Genomic DNA, 18,532 nt, shown 5'->3' with positions numbered 1-18,532 from the left:
TTTTAATATTGAGGTAAAGGGAAAAATAAAGAATAAATATTTTGGACGGTTGCCTCTTCGATATCCTCGGGAACATTCCCTCCCTTCGTAATAAAATCAACCGTTGAATCGGTAAGTAAAAATATTTCCGCAAGGTTGCCGAGACAATGAGATTCATCCGTCTTTGTGATAATAACCCCATTCGCTCCGGCTTTATTCCTGAACGATTCGTAAGTCCTGATAGCGTCCGCATTTTTAAGCTGAGCAGGCAAAAGAAGCTCCACTTTAATTTTCCCATCGAACGCACCCAAAAATTTTACCAGATTATTTAGCTGAAAAACGCTGTTGTGGTTAACCGCAAATGTATCGATTATTATAATATCGGACGGAGAATCTGAAATAAATGTTTTCAGGTCTTCCGGATCTTTTATTGCCGCAAAATCTATTTTAAGTTTTTTGGCATAATTTTTTAATGTTTCATATCCGCCCATTTTTAATGAATCAAGCGAACATACGGATAAATGCATATTTTTTTCAAACAGGAATTTAGCGCATAGCTTTGCGGCTGTGGCGGTTTTTCCCACCCCGCTGTTTCCGACAAGGGCGATAACTATTTTGTTGTCCATAAAAGGCGTTAACTTTTTCTTTTCTATCTTTTTCTCGATTATTTTTTTGAAAAACTTTTTAAAATAGTTAATTTTTTCTTCGGACTTGAAGTTTGTCAATTTAATATCTTTAAAAAATATTTCTATTAATTTGGCTGATATTTTTCTATCGAAAGAAAGATTATCGAGGTACATAAGTAAATCGTTTTCTTTTTCCCTGACTTTTGTCTTTTCGTCTTTTAATAAATTTAAATTAAATTTAATTTCATCCATATTTTGTTTAATCTCTTCAAACTTTGTATTTAAAATGTATAAAACCTTATCCTCCACGATGCTTTCGAAGTTGTCTTTTAAAAATTTTATATCGTCGTATAACGGGCTCAGAAGGTTTTGATTAAAATTATTATTCTGCCTCGAAGGTATTAGATCTTCATCTTTATAATCTGCCGCAGCTACGACTTCCAAAAACGGTTTTCCGAAAAAACCCAGGTCGTTTGAACTGCTAACCTGCCTTGTGGAAATAATAACGGCATCTTCCCCGAGGTCTCTTTTTATAAGTTCTATCGCGTCCTGCATATCTAAAACTTCATATCGTTTAATCTGCATAAATTTCTATACTTCCCAGTGGTTTAATTTTGGAATTCGGCGACAGTTCATTGGATGAAATAACCGTTATCCCCGGAACTATTTCGTTTAAAATATTTTTTAAAAATAATCTTATCTGGGGAGAGGTTAATACGACGGGAGATAAGCCGGTTTCGGCAGATTTTTTTACCCCTTCTTTGACGGCCGAAATTATTTTATTATAGTAAGATTGGTCGATCCCTGCGTATCCTCCTTTCTCTTTTGTTTTATTGTATTCATTAATCATAAGCGATTCGAAATTCTTTCCCAGTATTAAAGGCCTGAGAGTATTATCTGCTCCCATAGCCATTTTGGTTATGGTTCTTTTTAATGCGGCTCTGGCATATTCGGTTAATGCGGCAGGGTCTTTGATATTTTGACCGTAATTATGAAGCGTCTCCACGATTGTAAGCATATCTTTGATAGGGACGCCCTCCGAAAGCAAATTTTCAAGAACGGTTTGAACGGTGCTTAAGGAAAGGGTATTCGGGATAAGGTCATCGACTATCTTCGGATATTTAGAGGAAAGCATATCCAAAAGTTTCTGAACATCCTGCCTCGTGAGAAGTTCCGGCGCATTTGCCTTTATTATCTCTACTATATGAGTTGCTATAATCGCGGGTATTTCGACAACCGTCCAGCCCGCCATCTGCGCCTTTTGCTTAAGGCTTTCATCTATCCACAGCGCTGGAAGGTTGAACGCCGGTTCATTTGTAACAATACCCTGAATATTCTCTGTTACATTCCCAGGATTCATAGCGAGAAGTTTATTAGGCATTACTTCGTATTTTGCTACGGGGGCGCCCTTAATCAGAAACAGATACTCGTTCGGCTTTAAATTGAGATTGTCTTTAATGTGAATAGGTGGAACTATAATTCCTAAATCCCCCGCCAACTGTTTTCTAATGCCTTTAATTCTTTCCAAAAGTTCTCCGTTTCTTGAAGCATCGACATAAGATATGAGGCCGTAACCGACCTCGAGTTCGAGAATATCGACTTGCAGAACGCTCTCTATAATTTGCGATTCGGGAATGCTCTTTCTATCTTCTAACTCCTTTTTGCTTAACTCGGTCTTCTTTTTCCCCATTTCTTTAGATATTAAATATGCTATTAAAGCGGCAAGGGCAGCAAAAAGAATAAAAGGCCAGTGCGGAAGCCCCGGAATAACGCCGAAAAAGAAAAGAACGCCGCTTGCGGTATATAAAGCCCTCGGATTAGACAAAAATTGATACGAAAAGTCTTTCGAAAGATTGCTTTCCCTCGTAGCTCTGGTAATTATAATACCGCTCGATGTCGAAACTATTAAAGCGGGAATTTGGACAACAAGCCCTTCGCCGACGGTAAGAAGAGTATAATAAGAGGCGGCTTTAAAAAGGGATAGATGATGCTGGAAGATGCCGATTAAAAGACCCCCTATGATGTTTATGACGATAATGATTATGGCGGCGATAACATCTCCCCTGACGAACTTGCTTGCGCCGTCCATAGACCCGTAAAAATCTACCTCTTTCGTCAAATCCGTTCGTTTTTTTCTTGCCTCTTCCTCGGTTATAAAACCCGAATTAAGTTCGGCATCGATGGACATCTGCTTGCCGGGCAAGGCATCTAATGTAAATCTGGCCGAAACCTCCGCTACTCTGGTTGCGCCTTTGGTTACAACAATAAAATTGATTACGATAAAGATAATAAATATCACTATTCCCACTGCATAATTTCCGCCCACGACAAATTTTCCAAAAGATTCTATAACTATTCCGGCGGCATCGGCGCCTTTATATCCATACAAAAGTATCAATCTGGTGGCGGCTATTTCGAGCGACAGCCTGAATAAAGTCGCAACCAAAAGGATTGTGGGGAATACCGAAAACTCGAGCGGCCTTAAGACATAAATAGAAGTTAATAAAATTATTATAGAAAAGGATATGGAAAAAGTTAAAAATATATCGAGCATCCATGTGGTTATCGGAATAACCATAAGAACGATAACCATCACAAAAAGCAAGGCGAGTAGTATATCCGAGTTTTTTAAAATAAAATTATTCGAAAAAGTCCCTGTTTCCGACCGTTCAGCCATTATTTAATCAAACCCCATATCTCTTTAAATTTTTTATTTGTAAGATATAAATGCGCAAGTATTTCTGCCACGGCCTTATATAAACTTTCGGGGATTAATTGCCCCGGTTCGCACATATCGTAGAGCATTCTTGCTATAAATTTATTCTCGACTAAAGGCACATCGTTTTCCGACGCGATCTTTTTTATCAGAAAAGCTAAGTTATCCGCCCCTTTTGCAACAACGATGGGGGCGTTATATTTTTTGTTGTCATATTTAATGGCCACCGCAAAGTGCGTCGGATTAGTAATAACGACATGGGCTTTTTTAACCTCCTTTAATATCTTCCTCCTCGCTATCTCTCTTTGCATTTTTCTAATTTTTCCCTTTATCTGTTGATTCCCCTCATATTGTTTTGCCTCATCCTTAACCTCCTGCTTGGACATCATTAAACCTTTGTTGTATTGATGCCTCTGTATGAAAAAATCTATAATGCTTAATATAATCATTACGAATATAATATTAAAAAAGAGTTTATATAAAAGCTTAACCGTAAAAAGCAGGTCGTAAGACGGCGCGGTGTATTGCAAAATAAAAATTTTTTTGATGTAAGGAATACATGTAAAATAGGCTACTACGGCTAAAACAAAAAATTTGAAAACAGATTTAAACAATTCGTTGACGGATTGATATGAGAAAAATCTCTTGAATCCGGATATAGGGTCTATTCTTGCAAAATCCGGAATTAACGGCTCTAAGGTGAATAGCAGCCCGACCTGGGACAGATTGGAAACGATAGATGCAAAAAAGACGATTAAAATAAACGGAAGGATGGCAAATATTACGATATAAATGAGTTGGTATAAAATTTTTAGCATCCCCGCATAATTCAAATTTATATAAAAGGAGTTGGATAAAAAATAAACTATCTCGGAAGTTATAATATTGCCGATTGACGAAATGTTAAAGTATAAATAGATTAAAATAGTTATAAGCACAAAGGCGGTATTTACCTCCCTCGATTTCATCACCTGCCCTTTGCTTCTGGCATCCTGTATTCGCTTGGGGGTCGCGGGTTCTGTTTTGTCGAACTGGTCTTCTGCCATAATTTAATTTAATCCGTTTCTAAATTAATTTTTAATCAGCTTAATAAAGCCAAAGAATTTATTAAACGATAATATTCAAATCTGAGGTGTATGAAAGATTTAATTATGTAATCCGTAAAATAAGGCTCGGCGATGTATAAAATATAAAGTCCGACAAATATCAGCAGAGGAAAACCTACCGCAAAAATATTAAATTGCGGGGCTAATCTTCCCATTAAGGCAATAATTATATTTAATAAAATAGCCACTATTACGATAGGGATACTTAAATCAAGACCGATTGTAAAAATATCGCCCCCTTTTAAAACTAAGTATTTGAAAATAGATGGGGAAAATTGTATAAAGGTTAAAGGTATAGTTTCGAAACTTTTATACAACCCTTCAATAACAAAGAAAAAAGCCGATGTTTCTATGAAAATCATCAGCGCAATAAAATTTTGCATATTTGCGATAAGAGAAACCTGTTGATTTGAAATTAACGGGTTTAAAAGGCTTATCATGCCAAAACCTATCTGAAGACCCATAAACTGACCCGCTAACTCAACCCCTGTAAAGATTATAAGGACTAAAAATCCAAAAATAAGCCCTATCAATGTCTGGGAAAGAATAAATAAAACCAGCGCCGGAAAAGATATGCTGGGGATTATCTGGGTTTTAACAATCAAAGGATAAATAATTAAGGAAATAAAAAACGCCATTCCGATCTTTGCCCAGTTGGGAACGGCTGAACTGCCCACAAACGGCATAATAACGATCATTGCAATGACCCTAAAAAAAATCAATATAAATTCTATGAGAAGGTGCGTATGGATAATTATCATTTTAAATTAACTGCCTCCGCGGATATATTGAGGAAAATGTATAAAAATCACCCTGGTAAAATCAACTAATATGCTGAGCATCCATGGACCAAAAATCAATAAAACTATTATAACGACAATAATTTTAGGAACAAAGGTAAGCGTCTGGTCCTGAAGCTGCGTTACTGCCTGAAAAACGCTTATCGTAATGCCGATCGCAAGGCTGGCGATAAGCGGAGGCGCGCTTAAGTAAAGAACGGTTATTATTACCTTTTGTATTATAAAATTAACAAATGCTACGGACATTTTTATCTCTCATAAGATAATCCCGTTCACCTGAAACTTTGAACCAATGAACCGATAACTAAATACCAGCCGTTAACCAGCACAAAAAGCATAAGTTTAAACGGCAGCGAAATCATAGTAGGCGGCAGCATGAGCATTCCCATGGACATTAAAAGGCTTGAAACCACCAAATCTATTATTAAAAAGGGCAAATAGATAAGAAAACTTATCTCGAATGCCGTCGTCAGCTCGCTGGTGATGAATGCGGGAATAAGAACATAGGTCGGGACATCCTTCGGGGAGCTTATATGTTTTATTTTAGCCATTTTGACAAAAAGTTCCAGATCTTTCATCCGAGTCTGTTTTAACATAAAACCTCGAAGCGGTTTTAATCCCGTTTTGTACGCCCTGTTAATCCCTATCGCCTTTTTTGTATATGGAATATAAGCATTCTTATATATCTTATTGATCACGGGCGCCATTATGAAAAATGTAAGAAAAAGGCTTAAGCCTATAATTACTTGATTGGGCGGCTCAGTCGTAAGTCCCAGCGATGTTCTTAGAAAAGACAAAACCACGACTATCCTGATAAAAGATGTCATCATTATTAAAATAGACGGCGCGATGGATATAACGGTAAAAATGAGCAGTATCTGGATAAGCATCGAAACTTCCGAATGATGCGGATGTCCCGTCATAGTTATCGCGGGAAGGGCAAGCAGACTCGTATTTTTAAAATTTTTTAATATTGCCATTGTTTTCTATCAACCCTTTTAATTTTTCCTCTATATCGAAAAATACATTGTCGGCTTTATTTTTAAATCTGGCTTCCGATATATTTTTAATTTTATAATTACCCTGCCCGTCTAATTTATCGGCATCGAATTTGATATTCGGATTTAAATTTAAACTCTCTTTAGAATCAACCTGATTTTTTAAAACCTTCGCAAAGTTGTCGGAAGATTTATTTGAGAATCCATCTGTACGGAATGAGGTTTTAATATTATCATCTATATTGCCCCCGTCATTCCCGCGAAGGCGGGAATCCATAAAAGGCGCCCCTGTTTTATTGTCTTTAATATCCGTTTGGATAATCTCATTAGAAATAGAATCCGAATTTAAATCTTTAATGTGTCCTATAACCTGAATATTAGACGGGGATACACCGACTAAGAAAAGCTCGCTGCCGACCTCTATAAGAAAAACAGATTTTTTGTTTCCCAAATTTAAAGAAGATACTATTTTTAAATTATTTACATTTTTCTTTATCGCTACACGTCCTTTAAATTTAAGCAACAAGAAGTATATGGCATAAATTAACCCGAGGACTAATGCCAAATATACGACCGTTTTTATTACCTCGAAACCCACATTTAAATTGCCGCTATTTTTGGAACCCGCATTTAAAGAAAAAGGCATATTCTTTGGGGCATTATTTATATTATTTATATTAACGGCGGGAGGCTTTATAAGCGAAGCCGGTGAAACAGGTTTTTTTCCGATATTTTTAAACAAACTGCTTGCAAATTTATGGGAAATTTTAATCACAAAATAGTCTTCATAAGAAGACCCTTTAATATCTTTTTTGTCTATCGGGATACCTTTATTAAAGTAGATTATCGCATTTAAACTTAAATTTTTTAAAGGTATAAGCTCTATTCCCCTGAATAACCTATTTTTAAATTTAATGAATTTTGAACCAATGGCAGGATATGTATTTTGAAATGTTAGTTCAAGGCTATAATTATTTAATACATATTTTGGAATAAAATTACCTGATTTGCCGTTAAATTTAAACCAGATGAAATAGCTGCCCGCACTCTTCGAAACCGAAATATTTTTTAAATATAGATTCTTATTGCTATTATTATTCGCGGCATAAGAAACCCCTGCAAGAGCGGCAAAAACGATTATCGCAATAAATAATGTTTTACTCATAATGTTTTAATTCTCTCCGCTGGGCTGATAATATCCGTAAGTCTGACGCCGAATTTATCGTTTACCAGAACAACTTCTCCGCGCGCCATTAATTTGCCGTTGACATAAACATCGAGCGGCTCCCCCGCCAATTTGGCAAGCTCTATTACGGAACCCTGCCCCAATTGAAGCATATCGTTTATAACCATTTTTGTTCTGCCGAGCTCAACCGATATGGTAAGCGGAATATCGAGAATAAAATCCAAATTTTTGGGCGACTCTGCGGTCTTATCGGTTTCATCGAATGAGGAAAACTCTACTTTTTTGACGGGCTTTCTGATATTCACATTTTTAGTGGCTTCATGGACATCCTTAACATCTGAATTTAAATTTTCCCTGCCTGCCTCCGCCGTATTTACGGCTGGAGAATTTTCGCCCGATTTTTGATTAGTCATGGCCTCTTCCTTAAACGCATCTTCCCAGCTGACATTATCATCCTCTTGAGCGGTTTGTTCTTGTCCTGGCTGAATATCTTTCGGCGGTTCTTCCCGTACATCTGGCTTAGCAATTTTTTCGTCTTTTTCGGCCGGGTCCTGCTGATTTTCAATTGAGCTGCGCTGATTTTCAATTTCGTTCATAATAACCCTCTTTTCCAATCGGTATATCGGATATTAATTTTACGGCAATTTGATTGTTAACCTTCCCTGGATAGGCTATAAATTTTGGAACATTTTCAAATTTGACGACTAACGGCTCATCTATTTCTTTATCGAGCACTATTACATCCCCCTGTTTCACCTTTAAAAAATCCCTTGCCATTATTTCTGCTTTTCCTAAATCGACTTTTATATCCAGCTCCGATTCCCTAAGCCTTTCTTTAAACCTCTCAATCCATCTCATATCAACTTCCAGCTGTTCGCTTTGAAAGCCGCTGTACAACTTTTCTTTAATAGGCTCTACCATAGAATAAGGGATACATATCATAAATTTTGATATTGCTCCTTCTATGTCAACCTCAAATCTGCTGATTATAACGACTTCCGTAGGCGTTACTATAGTAGCAAATTGAGGATTTATTTCGCTTCTTTGAAACTCGATATCAACGGCATAAACGGGCGACCACGCCTGTTTCATAGCGCTAAAAGCCATATCGATAATTTTTTTAATTATTTTGGATTCGATCGGGGAAAAATCCCTTCCCTCTATTTTAACATGTAAATCGGTGGTTCCCCCAAAGAATATATCTATAAGGTTATAAACCAATCTTGCATCCAGAACAAAAATTCCGTAGCCGCGAAGCGGCGGCATCTTAAATATTGTCAAACTTGTGGGAAGAGGAATATTCTTTAAAAATTCGCCGAACTTCTGCATATCGACCGATGTGGCGGTTACTTCCGCAACCTTTCGCAATGCAGAAGTTAAATCGTTTCTTAATAGCCGCGCAAATCTTTCGTTTATTATCTCGAGGGTGGGCATTCTGCCCCTGACAATCCTGTCCTGAGATGTCAAATCATACGCCCTTACGCCGGAGGTCTCTTCCAGTTTTTCGGTTTCTATGGAACCGGAAGATATTCCTCTCAGCAGGGCGTTTACTTCTTCTTGAGATAAAATTTCGGGCATTTTTTATCCGCCGGGTTAATAAAGTTAATAATTTTATTGAACCAAATAGTTATTAAAATAAACGCCGGTAACCGTTCCGTCTCCAAGAATCCTGTTAAGGCTTCTCGCTATTTGGTGCCTTAAGGAAACTATACCTTCAGGCGTGTTAATTTCCGCTGTTGTTTTGGAGCTTAAAATCATAATTATGCTGTTTCTAATTTTTGGGGTAAGCTGCTTAAAAAGACCTGCGTTTCCACCCTGCTTCAGTTCTATCGACATAGAAACCTTGATATAAGAGGTTCGATTCTTATCGGCAAGATTGGTTAAAAACGGCTTAAGTTCAATCATCGGTCCTGGGGCGGTTGAAGACTGGGCGGTCAGCTGTGCCGCATTTTTATTGCTATTGTTTTTGGCAAATAAAAAATGATAAGCCGCGAACCCCCCGCCCCCAAGAACGAGTATCGCAGGTATTAAGATAAAAAGAAGTTTTTTTATTCCGACCTTTTTCTTAGCGGATTCGATCTGCGAAACCGCCGAAATGTCATCCTCGTTTACATCTCCGACTTCTTTATTGCCGTTATTGTTATTTGGTTGTACTTTGTTTGATTTTTCCGCCATTTTTACGCCCTGCCTTATAAATTTTATTTAATGAAATTTATAAATTTTATATTCATGAACCGTGATATAAATTCAATAGTACAATTTTATCCGTAATAATGCAATGTCTATGCCATCTATTACTTTATGATAATTTTATAATAATATCGGTAAGATATATAAATATGGAAGGTCTTTTACATTGTCATTAATTTGACAGCGAAAATTTATTTTTATTTTCCCGCTATGCTATTTGTAAAAAATACCGCATCTGCGGTAGGCATCCTCGAAATAATCGCGGAGGCGGTTCTGGGGGCCATATTGGAAAGAATATACACGGCAACATTCTTATCGATGTGCGGAATAATACTTGCGGCGCTTTTCGGACTCATAGAGGAATACAAAGTTACGAGATTTTTGATTTTTGCCTTTTGTCCGGCTTTGATGCGATGGATTTTGGATTCTATATTTTTTAACTCTTTCAGTTCCAATTTTATCTGTTTTTCAAGAGTTTTAATTTCATCTTTTTTAGCGTTTACCCCTGAAGCAAAAACATTAACAGGCAATATGGATAATGTGATAAAGATTATCAGGGAGGGTAAAATTTTCATCATAATAACAAAATTTATAATATTATTTTCAAGGTTTCAAGGTTTACCTTTGATTGTAACGATTTGAAGCAAAATCGTTTGCAATAGCTTCATCATGTTTTAATTCCTCTATTTTACCTATCGCAAGATATTTTTCCCTGAGTTTATCTATTTTTTCACACTCCACTCTGGCGCTTATTGTTTGGGCCTTTTTATTCTCTAAATCCACCAGTATGGAATCTTTTATTTTTAATAAGTCGTCTAATTTTGCCAAAAGAGTCCTGTATTGGGTATCCAATAAGTTATAATCATTAATGTTCGAAATATTTAATGCCTTATCCTGAAAGGTTTCCTTGAATGAATTAATAGAATTTTGGACGCTGTTTATTCTTAAATTTATCTTAACCAATTCATCCTGAACCTTCGATAATTCGATATAATACCCATCGAGTATTAACTTTCTGTGATTCAATATATTTTGAAATTTGAACGCCGTCATATATAAAATACCTAAATAAAATAGTCTATTATCGCGTCAGGATTATAACGCGTCATATTAAAACCTGAAAAGGAACCGCCGGAGACGGCTTTACCGCCGTTAACGGAACCGCTAGAATAATTTTTGGAAAGCTGATTTTTATTGATTTCCTCATTATTCCCGCCGTTTTGATTATTCTTGCCGGAATCCAGATTAATATTTAAATTAATCGAAGAAAAACCCTGCCCTTTTAGCGCATTTTGAAGATTTGACGACGATGATTGGAGCATATTCTTTGCGGCATCATTTTGGGCAAGCATATTAATCGTAATAGCCTTGCCGCCGCCGGCGTCTATAAGATTAGACTGAAGATTTTTCAACACGATGTCAATCCTGACATTTCCCAGCGAAGGCGGTTTTAGCGTTATCGTAGCCGATTGAATATTTCTTTTAACCATAAACATAACGGAGTTTATGGCAATTTTACCTGACGATTCACTGCTTTCTATATTATTAAGACCGTTTACATTTATCTGTCCGCTGCCGGAATTAGTAGTCCCCGCATTGTTTCCGTTCAAATTTCCTGAATTTGAATTTGATAGACCGGCATTATTCAAAAAATCAATGCTTTTATTTATAGTCAAGTTATTATCGTTTTTAAGATTTGAACGGGCTAAATCCAATTTTGCTTCATAATTTTGAACGGTAAAATTAGTTATATTTGTGAGTCCGTGTTTTATATTCGACATTAAACCTGTATTAAGCCTGTTTTTAATGTCCCCGTTTCCCGCCGCCGCTTCGGAATTTATATTTTTTTTGTCCTCTACTATTCTATTTGAGTTATTTAACTCTTTATTATTCCGAAGACTATTGGCCGCCCTTTTACCAGGTATGTTATCCGTGTTATCGGTTATATTTACATCAGGATTGATTGAATTGTCCGAAGCCTGTTTTGATAAAGATAAATTTGATTTCCGGTTCAGGTTTGTTTGCGTACCTGCAATATTGGCAGTATCAGCGTTACCGTCAATTTTTTTATTATCATTTTTATTCCCATTTTTATCTTCGGCTGAATTTGGAGAAATTTTGGAATCTGCGGAATCGGTAATAATAGCAGGATTAATATCATTTTTATTAGCGCCCGCAGTCCCGCTTTCGCTTAAGGTATTATTTCCGCCGGAAAAATTATCCTTACTACCGGGATTTTGAGCCGATTTTTTATTGCCGGATAAAATATTTATACTCCCATTCCCGTTAGAGGCTTCATTGCCTTTAATACCCCCGCCTGAATCTTTACCGTTGCCGTCAGACGATAAAATAACCGGGTTTTGTTTTTTATCCGTATTTAAAGGCGGCTCTGCATATAAAGCAAAGCCAAAATTATGATGTTTATTATTTTTATCGCCGTGTTTATTTTTAACCGGCTCGCCCTCCCCCGATAAATATCCTTTATCCGATGCCCTGTTCAATATATTTTTAAAGTTTCCGGCGGCAGTATGGACGTGGCGGGAATTTTGCCGCAAAGATTCAGGCATGGCATTCCCGTTCACGGAAAAAGTATTATCCGGAGCGGCAGGTTTAGCCCCCTGTTTCGCCGGCGCAAAATTATTACTCATATTGATTTTTTCGCCGGAAAACTCCGGCGAAAAATTATTTGACATCATCATAATGTTTGTATGAACCCTGATATTTCCGGATATTTAACTTAACTTAAGTAAATAAATTATGGAATAGCCGTTTCAAGAGCCGTCAATACCGCATTTTCGGTCGTCAAAACCTTTGAATTGGCGACATAAGCGTTCTGAGCAATTATCATATTGGTAAATTCGGATGAAATATTGACATTGGACTGTTCCAGTGCCGAATCCGTAATGTAGCCGAAATTTCCGGAGTTTGCCACGCCCACGGCAGGCTGTCCAGACTGAAAGCTCTGCGCGTAAAGGCTGTTTCCTTCCGAAACAAGTCCTGTAGGCGCAATAAAGTTTGCTAAGGCAACCTGATATAAGTATTTTGTCTGTCCGTTCGAAAAAAGCCCCGAAATCCTTCCGTTCTGGTCAACGGTAAAACTGGTAAGGGTTCCCGTAGAATAGCCGTTCTGGGTGAATGCCGTCGTAGCAGAAGTTGCGGCATACTGGGTCAGATTATTTAAGTTTAAAGCGACATTTAACGGTTCGGAGGCGCCGTCCTGAAGCGTCGCCGGAGCCGGATTTACATAAGCGGGGACATCGGTTAGCGTTTGTGTTGTCCCTGAAACAATCTGTCCGTTTGAATTAAATTGCACATCATAGTTTGGAGCTGAAGTAGGAGTTATAGTGGAAAAAGATGATCTTTGAGCGGCGGTTCCGTTAATTGTGTAATAAACATTCCAATTGCCTGCAGATGAAGAAGTCGGAGCAAAGGTAACGGTCATCGGCAGTGAATTTCCAAGAGAATCGTAAACATTAATCGTCGTAGAATAATAGTCCGATGCAGGACCGGCTATAACGCCTCCGCCTGCCGTAAATGAGCCGCCGGACGGAACCGGCATTGCGTTCGATAAATTTACCGTACTGTTAGAATTAACGCTTGCAACAGTATTAAGAAATTGATAGGGGTCGCTTGAAGTACTGTTACCGTTTGTATTTATCTGCATATCAGAACCCTGCAAAACGCCGCTTGTGCTGGTTAATCCTAAAGTATTTTGCGAAATCGCGGTATTTTGAAGAACGGAAGAGGTCAGCGGAGAAGATAAAGTTACGGATGTAACGGCCGAACCCGACGGTAAAGTCGCAGGGGTATATGTTACGCCTCCGCTGACATAAGAAGTAACCGTGTATAGATTAGTGGTTCCGTCGCCGTTACCAATAAGCAAAGAGGTCGGTGCACTTCCCGTGGCGCCTTTATAAGTCATATCGACATTAACGGTTGATGAACCGGCGGAAGCGCTCGATGTAAGATACCCGCCCATAAATGTTCCAGTCGTTGTCGTAGGAGTAGTCTGCGGCGATATATTAGAATCAAGGTTTGCAGTCAGCGTTGCCGTTGTCGTGGCAAGCGGCGGAATTGCCGATGTTGTAAGGCTTATAGGCTGGGGGGTGCCGGATGTAGAAATCCCCTGGGCATTTAAAGGATATCCCTGAACGATATTTTGACCGGTCGAATCTACTATCTGCCCCTGCGCATTTTCGCTGAATTGCCCGTTTCTCGTATAATAGGTCGAGCCGTTAGGCGACTGCACTATAAAAAAGCCGCTTCCGTCAACCGCCATATTCAAAGGATTCGAAGTAGTCTCCAATGCTCCCTGCCCAAACTGCTGTTGAATAGAATAAACCGAGGTTCCAAGGCCTTCCTGAGAGCTTGAGACGCCGCTTAATGTCTGGCTCACAAGATTTTGAAAAATCGGATCGGAGCTTTTAAAACCGATTGTGTTAGAATTTGCAATATTGTTTCCTATGACCCCAAGGTACGTTTGATTGGCGTTTAAGCCTGATACTGCGGTAAAAAGCGCATTTGCTCCCATTTTTCACTCCTCCGTATTGTCTCTTTCAGGGGACAGATTAAAATCTGCCCCGCTTTCGATTTTAACCGTCATTCCCGCGAAAGCGGGAATCCAGTTTTTCAGTTTATTTGTTAATACTTAAATACTTTTATATAAATCGGCATAATTAGTTGTTTTATTAAGTCTGGATTACCGCTTCGCTCTCATGCCTTACGGCACTCGTGAAGTTCCTTTGGAACTTTCCCGCTGAAGCGGGTTGGGACAGCCGACCTGCCTACGCAGGAATGACAGCCAACCGCTTGCGCGGAAATGACATATATTAGCTAACATTCGTAACGCTCGAAAGCGGAACGGTCGAACCGTTGCTCAGTTCAAGCTCTACAGCGCCGCTACTAGATGTGGTTAGTCCCATAACCGCGGCGTTCGAATAAGTGGTTGCGGTTATCGGATTACCCGATGCGTCCGTTGCGTTAACCGAAAATGAATAGTTCCCCGTAGGAGCCGCGGAACCGCCGTTTTCAAGCCCGTCCCAGTTAAACGACTGAGAGCCTGAATTTTGCGGACCCAAATTTGTGTTATAAACAAGATTTCCAGAGCTGTCATAAACATCTATCGACGTGGAATTAGCATTTTGCGGCAAGGAATATTTTAAGGATGCGCTGCTGCCGCTCGTGAATCCAAATGAGTTGCCGTTTGCCTGAACCGTTCGTCCTATCAAGTTTGCGGCATTGCTAAGCACTGCTTGATTTTGCGAGGATACAAGGCTTTGAAGAGTAGAATTCATAGAGGTAAGCTGGTTCATGGAGTTAAACTGGGCAAGCTCGGAAATAAAATTGGTATTGGACATCGGGTCTAACGGATTTTGGTTTTGGAGTTCCTGAACCATTAATTTCATAAAGGTATTTTCGCTTATGAGGCTATTTGAGTTTGCAGAATTAGCCGCAGCAGCAGTATTGGCAGCAGCAGTAGATGTCGTTGCAGGAAAAAGTGAATTTACCGACATTTTTTCTCTCCTATAATTTATTAATATTTATTCATTTAAATTAAAATATTTTCAAAAAGGGAAAATTTTTCCCATAAAATAAAATTAATTTAATATTACTTTATGTAAAAGCAAATATTATGCCAAACCATTAAACATCGCTTAGGTTGAGTTCTTTGAGTTTGTTTCTTAAGGTTCTTGCGGTTATTCCCAGCTTTTCGGCAGCTTTTGTCCTGTTCCCGTTTGTTTCTTTAATAGCGGCAATAATGAGTTTCTCTTCCATTTCTTTAATACTTAAACTTGTAATGCCGGATTCGTTTTCCCTGATTACCGCTTTGCTCCAGGCCTTCGGAATGGCGGCCGGGCCGTTATAACCGGATGAACCGAAACTTCCGAAATGGGCAATATCTATGATTTCGTCTTTCTGGGCAAGAATTACCGCCCTTTCTATCATGTTTTCAAGTTCCCTGATGTTTCCCTGATAGTTTAAGGACACTAAATAATTTAAAGCATCCTCCGATATTTTAATGCAGTTTCGATAGTATTTTTTGGAATATTTTTCCATAAAATATTTTGCAAGCGGCGGAATGTCCTCTTTTCTTTCCCTTAAAGGCGGCAGGTGTATGGGGATAACATTAATCCTATAAAAAAGGTCTTCCCTAAAAGCGCCTTCCAAAACCATTTTTTCTATATCCCTGTTTGTAGCGGCTATAACCCTGACATCCACTTTGACAGGCTCGTCTCCCCCTACCCTATCGACAGTCTTTTCCTGAAGGGTTCGCAAAATTTTTGATTGAAGATTTTTATCCATATCGGCTATCTCGTCAAGCAGTATAGTTCCATTATTTGCAAGCTCTAATTTTCCGGGCTTTCTTGCCGCGGCCCCCGTAAAAGCGCCTTTTTCATGGCCAAAAAGTTCGCTCTCCAAAAGGGTCGGCACTATAGCGGAACAATTAACCCCGATAAACTTACCCTTCCTTTTACTGAGTTCGTGCACGCGTCTTGCGACAACCTCCTTGCCGGTTCCGGATTCCCCTGTTATTAAAACCGTCGCATCCGAGGGAGCGATTATATCTATAAAGGAGTTTATTTGCTTCATTTTGCCTGTTTTATAAATAAAAGCGTGTTTGTCCCCGTTATAAGATAATGTTTCTATATTTTTAATTTCTTTAGTTAAAATATGGGAAATTTTTTCCGCATTTTTTATTACCCTTTCAAAATCCGTTATATTAAAGGGCTTTAAAAGATAATCAGTTGCGCCCAGCTTCATGGCCAGAACCGCGCTCTCTATTGTCCCGTATGCCGTAATAATAACGAACGGGATATTTTTGTAATTTTCTCTTTTTTTTATTTCCTCCAAAAAAGCCACACCGTCCATATTTGGGAGATTTAAATCGCTTACTATAAGAAAAAACGGGTTTTCAAGGTTATCCTTGCCTGTCATGTCAATGAATTTTAAAGCATCTTCGGCGGATGAAAATATTTCACCGTCTTTGCCTATCTTTTTTAAGCTTAAGTTTAGCGCCGAGCGCATATGTCGGTCGTCATCCACTATTAATATTTTATCCTGCGCCATACCTTTATATCCTTATATATTATTCCGGCAGTAAATAAATTTCTAATGCCGGATTAATGAAATAAATTTCATTATAGCATTTTTTATTTTTGTGATAAAATTTTATGTTATGGAAGAAAATATCGATATTAATGATAACGCAAGGTCATTTCTTGATAAAGATGAGTTAAAGGAAGCATTTAAATCCTTCGAGATAGCCTCGCAAAAACTTTCGGAAAATTATAAAAATCTGGAAGAAGAAATTAAGGATTTGAAAGAAAACCTTAATACCGTCCTTGAAAGTCTGCCGCTTGGAATAATTATTACGGATGAAAAAAACGGAATTAAATTTATTAACAAATTTTTAACCGAACTTATGCCAGAATACAATTTAGTAAGTTATTTAAATAAAGATATAGAAGATTTTATAAAAATGTTTTTTAGCAATTCCAAAACCGTTGATTTTATAAAGCCCCTGTATAATCCGATAGAAAAAATAATGAAAACAGGCGAAGGCAAATATATCCATATATTTTTATACACAAAGGCCGTCCACGGGAATAATAAAAAATACTCAGGAAGAATTTTTATATTCCAAAATATAGAGGAGATAAAGAAATTTAAAAGATTGGCGGAATTAGGCGAAATGTCCGCAAAAATTGCTCATGAAATACGGAACCCGCTTGGTTCTATCGACTTGTTCGCTTCCATTTTGCAAAAAGAGCTTAATGATGAAGGACACAAAGAGATTGTTTCTAATATCGTATCCGCCGTCAAAAATATGAACGCTACGATAACAAATATACTGGAATTTTCTAAAGCATTAAACCCATCCATTTCAAGATATAACTTGCGGGAAATTATTAATAAATCCCTTATCTTCGCTTCATATCTGATAAAACAAAAAAATATTAAAATAATTAACGGGATAGACGATGATTTAATCGTTGAGGCTGACGAAAATTTATTAGGTCAGGCGTTTTTGAATATCTTAATAAACGCCGCCCATGCAGTTCCGGAAAATGGCGGGCTAATAAGAATAATATCGCGTTTTGTCGAAGAAAATGCCAAAGACGGGGAAGGCAATTATGTTTGTATCGACTTTGAAGACAACGGGACTGGATTTTCAAAAGATATAATCCAAAACATTTTTAACCCATTTTTTTCGACTAAAAAAAGCGGAGGAACAGGACTGGGATTACCAATCGCTTTAAACAATGTCATAATTCACGGAGGCTATATAAACGCGGAAAATTCCCCTGAAATGGACGGAGCCAAAATTAGCGTTTTTTTGCCGGCTTTGGCATAAATATTGCATAAAATCTAATTAATAGATTTAATTAATAGATTCGTACCATGTCTTCGCCTGCGTTTACCAAAATTATATTTTTATGAGGAAATAATAAATTATGTTTAGTAAAATTTACGATATACTTGGTGAAAGTTTAAATGTGCTTGACGGGAGGCAAAACATAATAGCTTCCAATATCGCTAATGCCAATACGCCGGGATACAGGGCTAAAACCTTAAATTTTGAAGATGTTATGAGGAGCTTGGTGCCGTCAGAGTCGCTTTTGCCCATGAAAACAAATTCCGTAAAAGATTTATCAAACGGAGACATATATGATGCCGCGCCTAACGGTTCCGGATTTATAAAGTCTTTTGTTCATAATCAAACGGATGAATCCATTCCCCCGTTGGACGGCAATACCGTCGATTTAAGCAAAGAAATGACGGATATGGCATCCAATGCTATCAGATTTGAAGCGGTGGCAGGTCTCCTGACAAAAAAATTCACCATGTTAAATTATGCTATAACGCAGGCTAATCCATAGGGGACAGAATCGGAATAGGGGACAGATTTGAAACCTATCCCCTGACCCC

18 protein-coding genes are annotated in these 18,532 nt (G+C 38.0%); 2 read left to right on the top strand and 16 right to left on the bottom strand.

Translation table 11 applies throughout. From position 1 onward, the window contains the following. Positions 1-2: 2 nt before the first annotated feature. The 16 genes from EVJ47_04945 to EVJ47_04870 form a co-directional block, all read right to left on the bottom strand. A complete protein-coding gene (locus tag EVJ47_04945) occupies positions 3-1,190 on the bottom strand; it encodes a hypothetical protein (protein ID RZD14518.1) in 1,188 nt (395 codons plus the stop codon). Next, complete coding sequence (flhA, locus tag EVJ47_04940) at positions 1,180-3,282, bottom strand: flagellar biosynthesis protein FlhA (GenBank protein RZD14517.1); 2,103 nt, start codon at positions 3,280-3,282, stop codon at positions 1,180-1,182. The genes EVJ47_04945 and flhA overlap by 11 nt, the downstream gene beginning before the upstream one ends. Further along, positions 3,282-4,367 (bottom strand): flagellar biosynthesis protein FlhB, encoded by a 1,086-nt coding sequence (gene flhB, locus EVJ47_04935; protein ID RZD14516.1) that lies wholly within the window; start codon positions 4,365-4,367, stop codon positions 3,282-3,284. Before flhB ends, flhA begins: the two co-directional genes overlap by 1 nt. A 35-nt stretch (positions 4,368-4,402) precedes the next feature. Next, the gene (gene fliR / locus EVJ47_04930; protein RZD14515.1) at positions 4,403-5,188 is read right to left on the bottom strand and encodes a flagellar biosynthetic protein FliR; all 786 of its coding nucleotides are present in this window, start codon (positions 5,186-5,188) and stop codon (positions 4,403-4,405) included. A 6-nt stretch (positions 5,189-5,194) separates the two neighbouring features. Then, positions 5,195-5,473 carry a flagellar biosynthesis protein FliQ gene (gene fliQ / locus EVJ47_04925; GenBank protein ID RZD14514.1) on the bottom strand — a complete coding sequence of 93 codons (279 nt, stop codon included), beginning with the start codon at positions 5,471-5,473 and terminating at the stop codon, positions 5,195-5,197. A 26-nt stretch (positions 5,474-5,499) separates the two neighbouring features. After that, positions 5,500-6,150 carry a flagellar biosynthesis protein FliP gene (gene fliP / locus EVJ47_04920; GenBank protein RZD14700.1) on the bottom strand — a complete coding sequence of 217 codons (651 nt, stop codon included), beginning with the start codon at positions 6,148-6,150 and terminating at the stop codon, positions 5,500-5,502. A gap of 34 nt (positions 6,151-6,184) precedes the next feature. Beyond that, positions 6,185-7,390: a flagellar biosynthetic protein FliO gene (gene fliO / locus EVJ47_04915; GenBank protein RZD14513.1), complete on the bottom strand. Its 1,206-nt coding sequence runs from the start codon at positions 7,388-7,390 to the stop codon at positions 6,185-6,187. Beyond that, positions 7,387-7,824, bottom strand: a complete 438-nt coding sequence (fliN, locus tag EVJ47_04910; protein RZD14699.1) for a flagellar motor switch protein FliN — start codon at positions 7,822-7,824, stop codon at positions 7,387-7,389. The genes fliO and fliN overlap by 4 nt, the downstream gene beginning before the upstream one ends. Positions 7,825-7,993: 169 nt before the next feature. Beyond that, positions 7,994-8,989, bottom strand: a complete 996-nt coding sequence (gene fliM, locus EVJ47_04905) for a flagellar motor switch protein FliM (GenBank protein RZD14512.1) — start codon at positions 8,987-8,989, stop codon at positions 7,994-7,996. A gap of 33 nt (positions 8,990-9,022) precedes the next feature. Continuing rightward, positions 9,023-9,586, bottom strand: coding sequence for a flagellar basal body protein FliL (locus EVJ47_04900; GenBank protein ID RZD14511.1), 564 nt, complete (start codon positions 9,584-9,586; stop codon positions 9,023-9,025). A 212-nt stretch (positions 9,587-9,798) separates the two neighbouring features. After that, positions 9,799-10,179 (bottom strand): hypothetical protein, encoded by a 381-nt coding sequence (locus tag EVJ47_04895; protein ID RZD14510.1) that lies wholly within the window; start codon positions 10,177-10,179, stop codon positions 9,799-9,801. 40 nt (positions 10,180-10,219) lie between these two features. Beyond that, a complete protein-coding gene (locus EVJ47_04890) occupies positions 10,220-10,654 on the bottom strand; it encodes a hypothetical protein (protein RZD14509.1) in 435 nt (144 codons plus the stop codon). 11 nt (positions 10,655-10,665) lie between these two features. Next, entirely contained in the window at positions 10,666-12,300 is a 1,635-nt protein-coding gene (locus tag EVJ47_04885; GenBank protein RZD14508.1) for a flagellar hook-length control protein FliK, read from the bottom strand. Positions 12,301-12,356: 56 nt separating this feature from the next. Next, positions 12,357-14,132 carry a flagellar hook-basal body complex protein gene (locus EVJ47_04880; GenBank protein RZD14507.1) on the bottom strand — a complete coding sequence of 592 codons (1,776 nt, stop codon included), beginning with the start codon at positions 14,130-14,132 and terminating at the stop codon, positions 12,357-12,359. Positions 14,133-14,430: 298 nt separating this feature from the next. Continuing rightward, positions 14,431-15,114 carry a flagellar biosynthesis protein FlgD gene (locus EVJ47_04875; protein RZD14506.1) on the bottom strand — a complete coding sequence of 228 codons (684 nt, stop codon included), beginning with the start codon at positions 15,112-15,114 and terminating at the stop codon, positions 14,431-14,433. Positions 15,115-15,244: 130 nt separating this feature from the next. Then, positions 15,245-16,669 carry a sigma-54-dependent Fis family transcriptional regulator gene (locus EVJ47_04870; protein ID RZD14505.1) on the bottom strand — a complete coding sequence of 475 codons (1,425 nt, stop codon included), beginning with the start codon at positions 16,667-16,669 and terminating at the stop codon, positions 15,245-15,247. 91 nt (positions 16,670-16,760) lie between these two features. Here EVJ47_04870 and EVJ47_04865 point away from each other — a divergent pair, with 91 nt between their 5' ends. Both EVJ47_04865 and flgB read left to right on the top strand, forming a co-directional pair. Further along, complete coding sequence (locus EVJ47_04865; protein RZD14504.1) at positions 16,761-17,957, top strand: hypothetical protein; 1,197 nt, start codon at positions 16,761-16,763, stop codon at positions 17,955-17,957. Between the two features lie 100 nt (positions 17,958-18,057). Continuing rightward, positions 18,058-18,483, top strand: a complete 426-nt coding sequence (flgB, locus tag EVJ47_04860; GenBank protein ID RZD14503.1) for a flagellar basal body rod protein FlgB — start codon at positions 18,058-18,060, stop codon at positions 18,481-18,483. Positions 18,484-18,532: the final 49 nt, after the last annotated feature.

This window comes from Candidatus Acidulodesulfobacterium ferriphilum (genome assembly GCA_004195035.1).
Taxonomy (GTDB): Bacteria; SZUA-79; SZUA-79; order Acidulodesulfobacterales; family Acidulodesulfobacteraceae; genus Acidulodesulfobacterium; species Acidulodesulfobacterium ferriphilum.
This window is presented reverse-complemented; position numbering and strand designations above follow the sequence as displayed.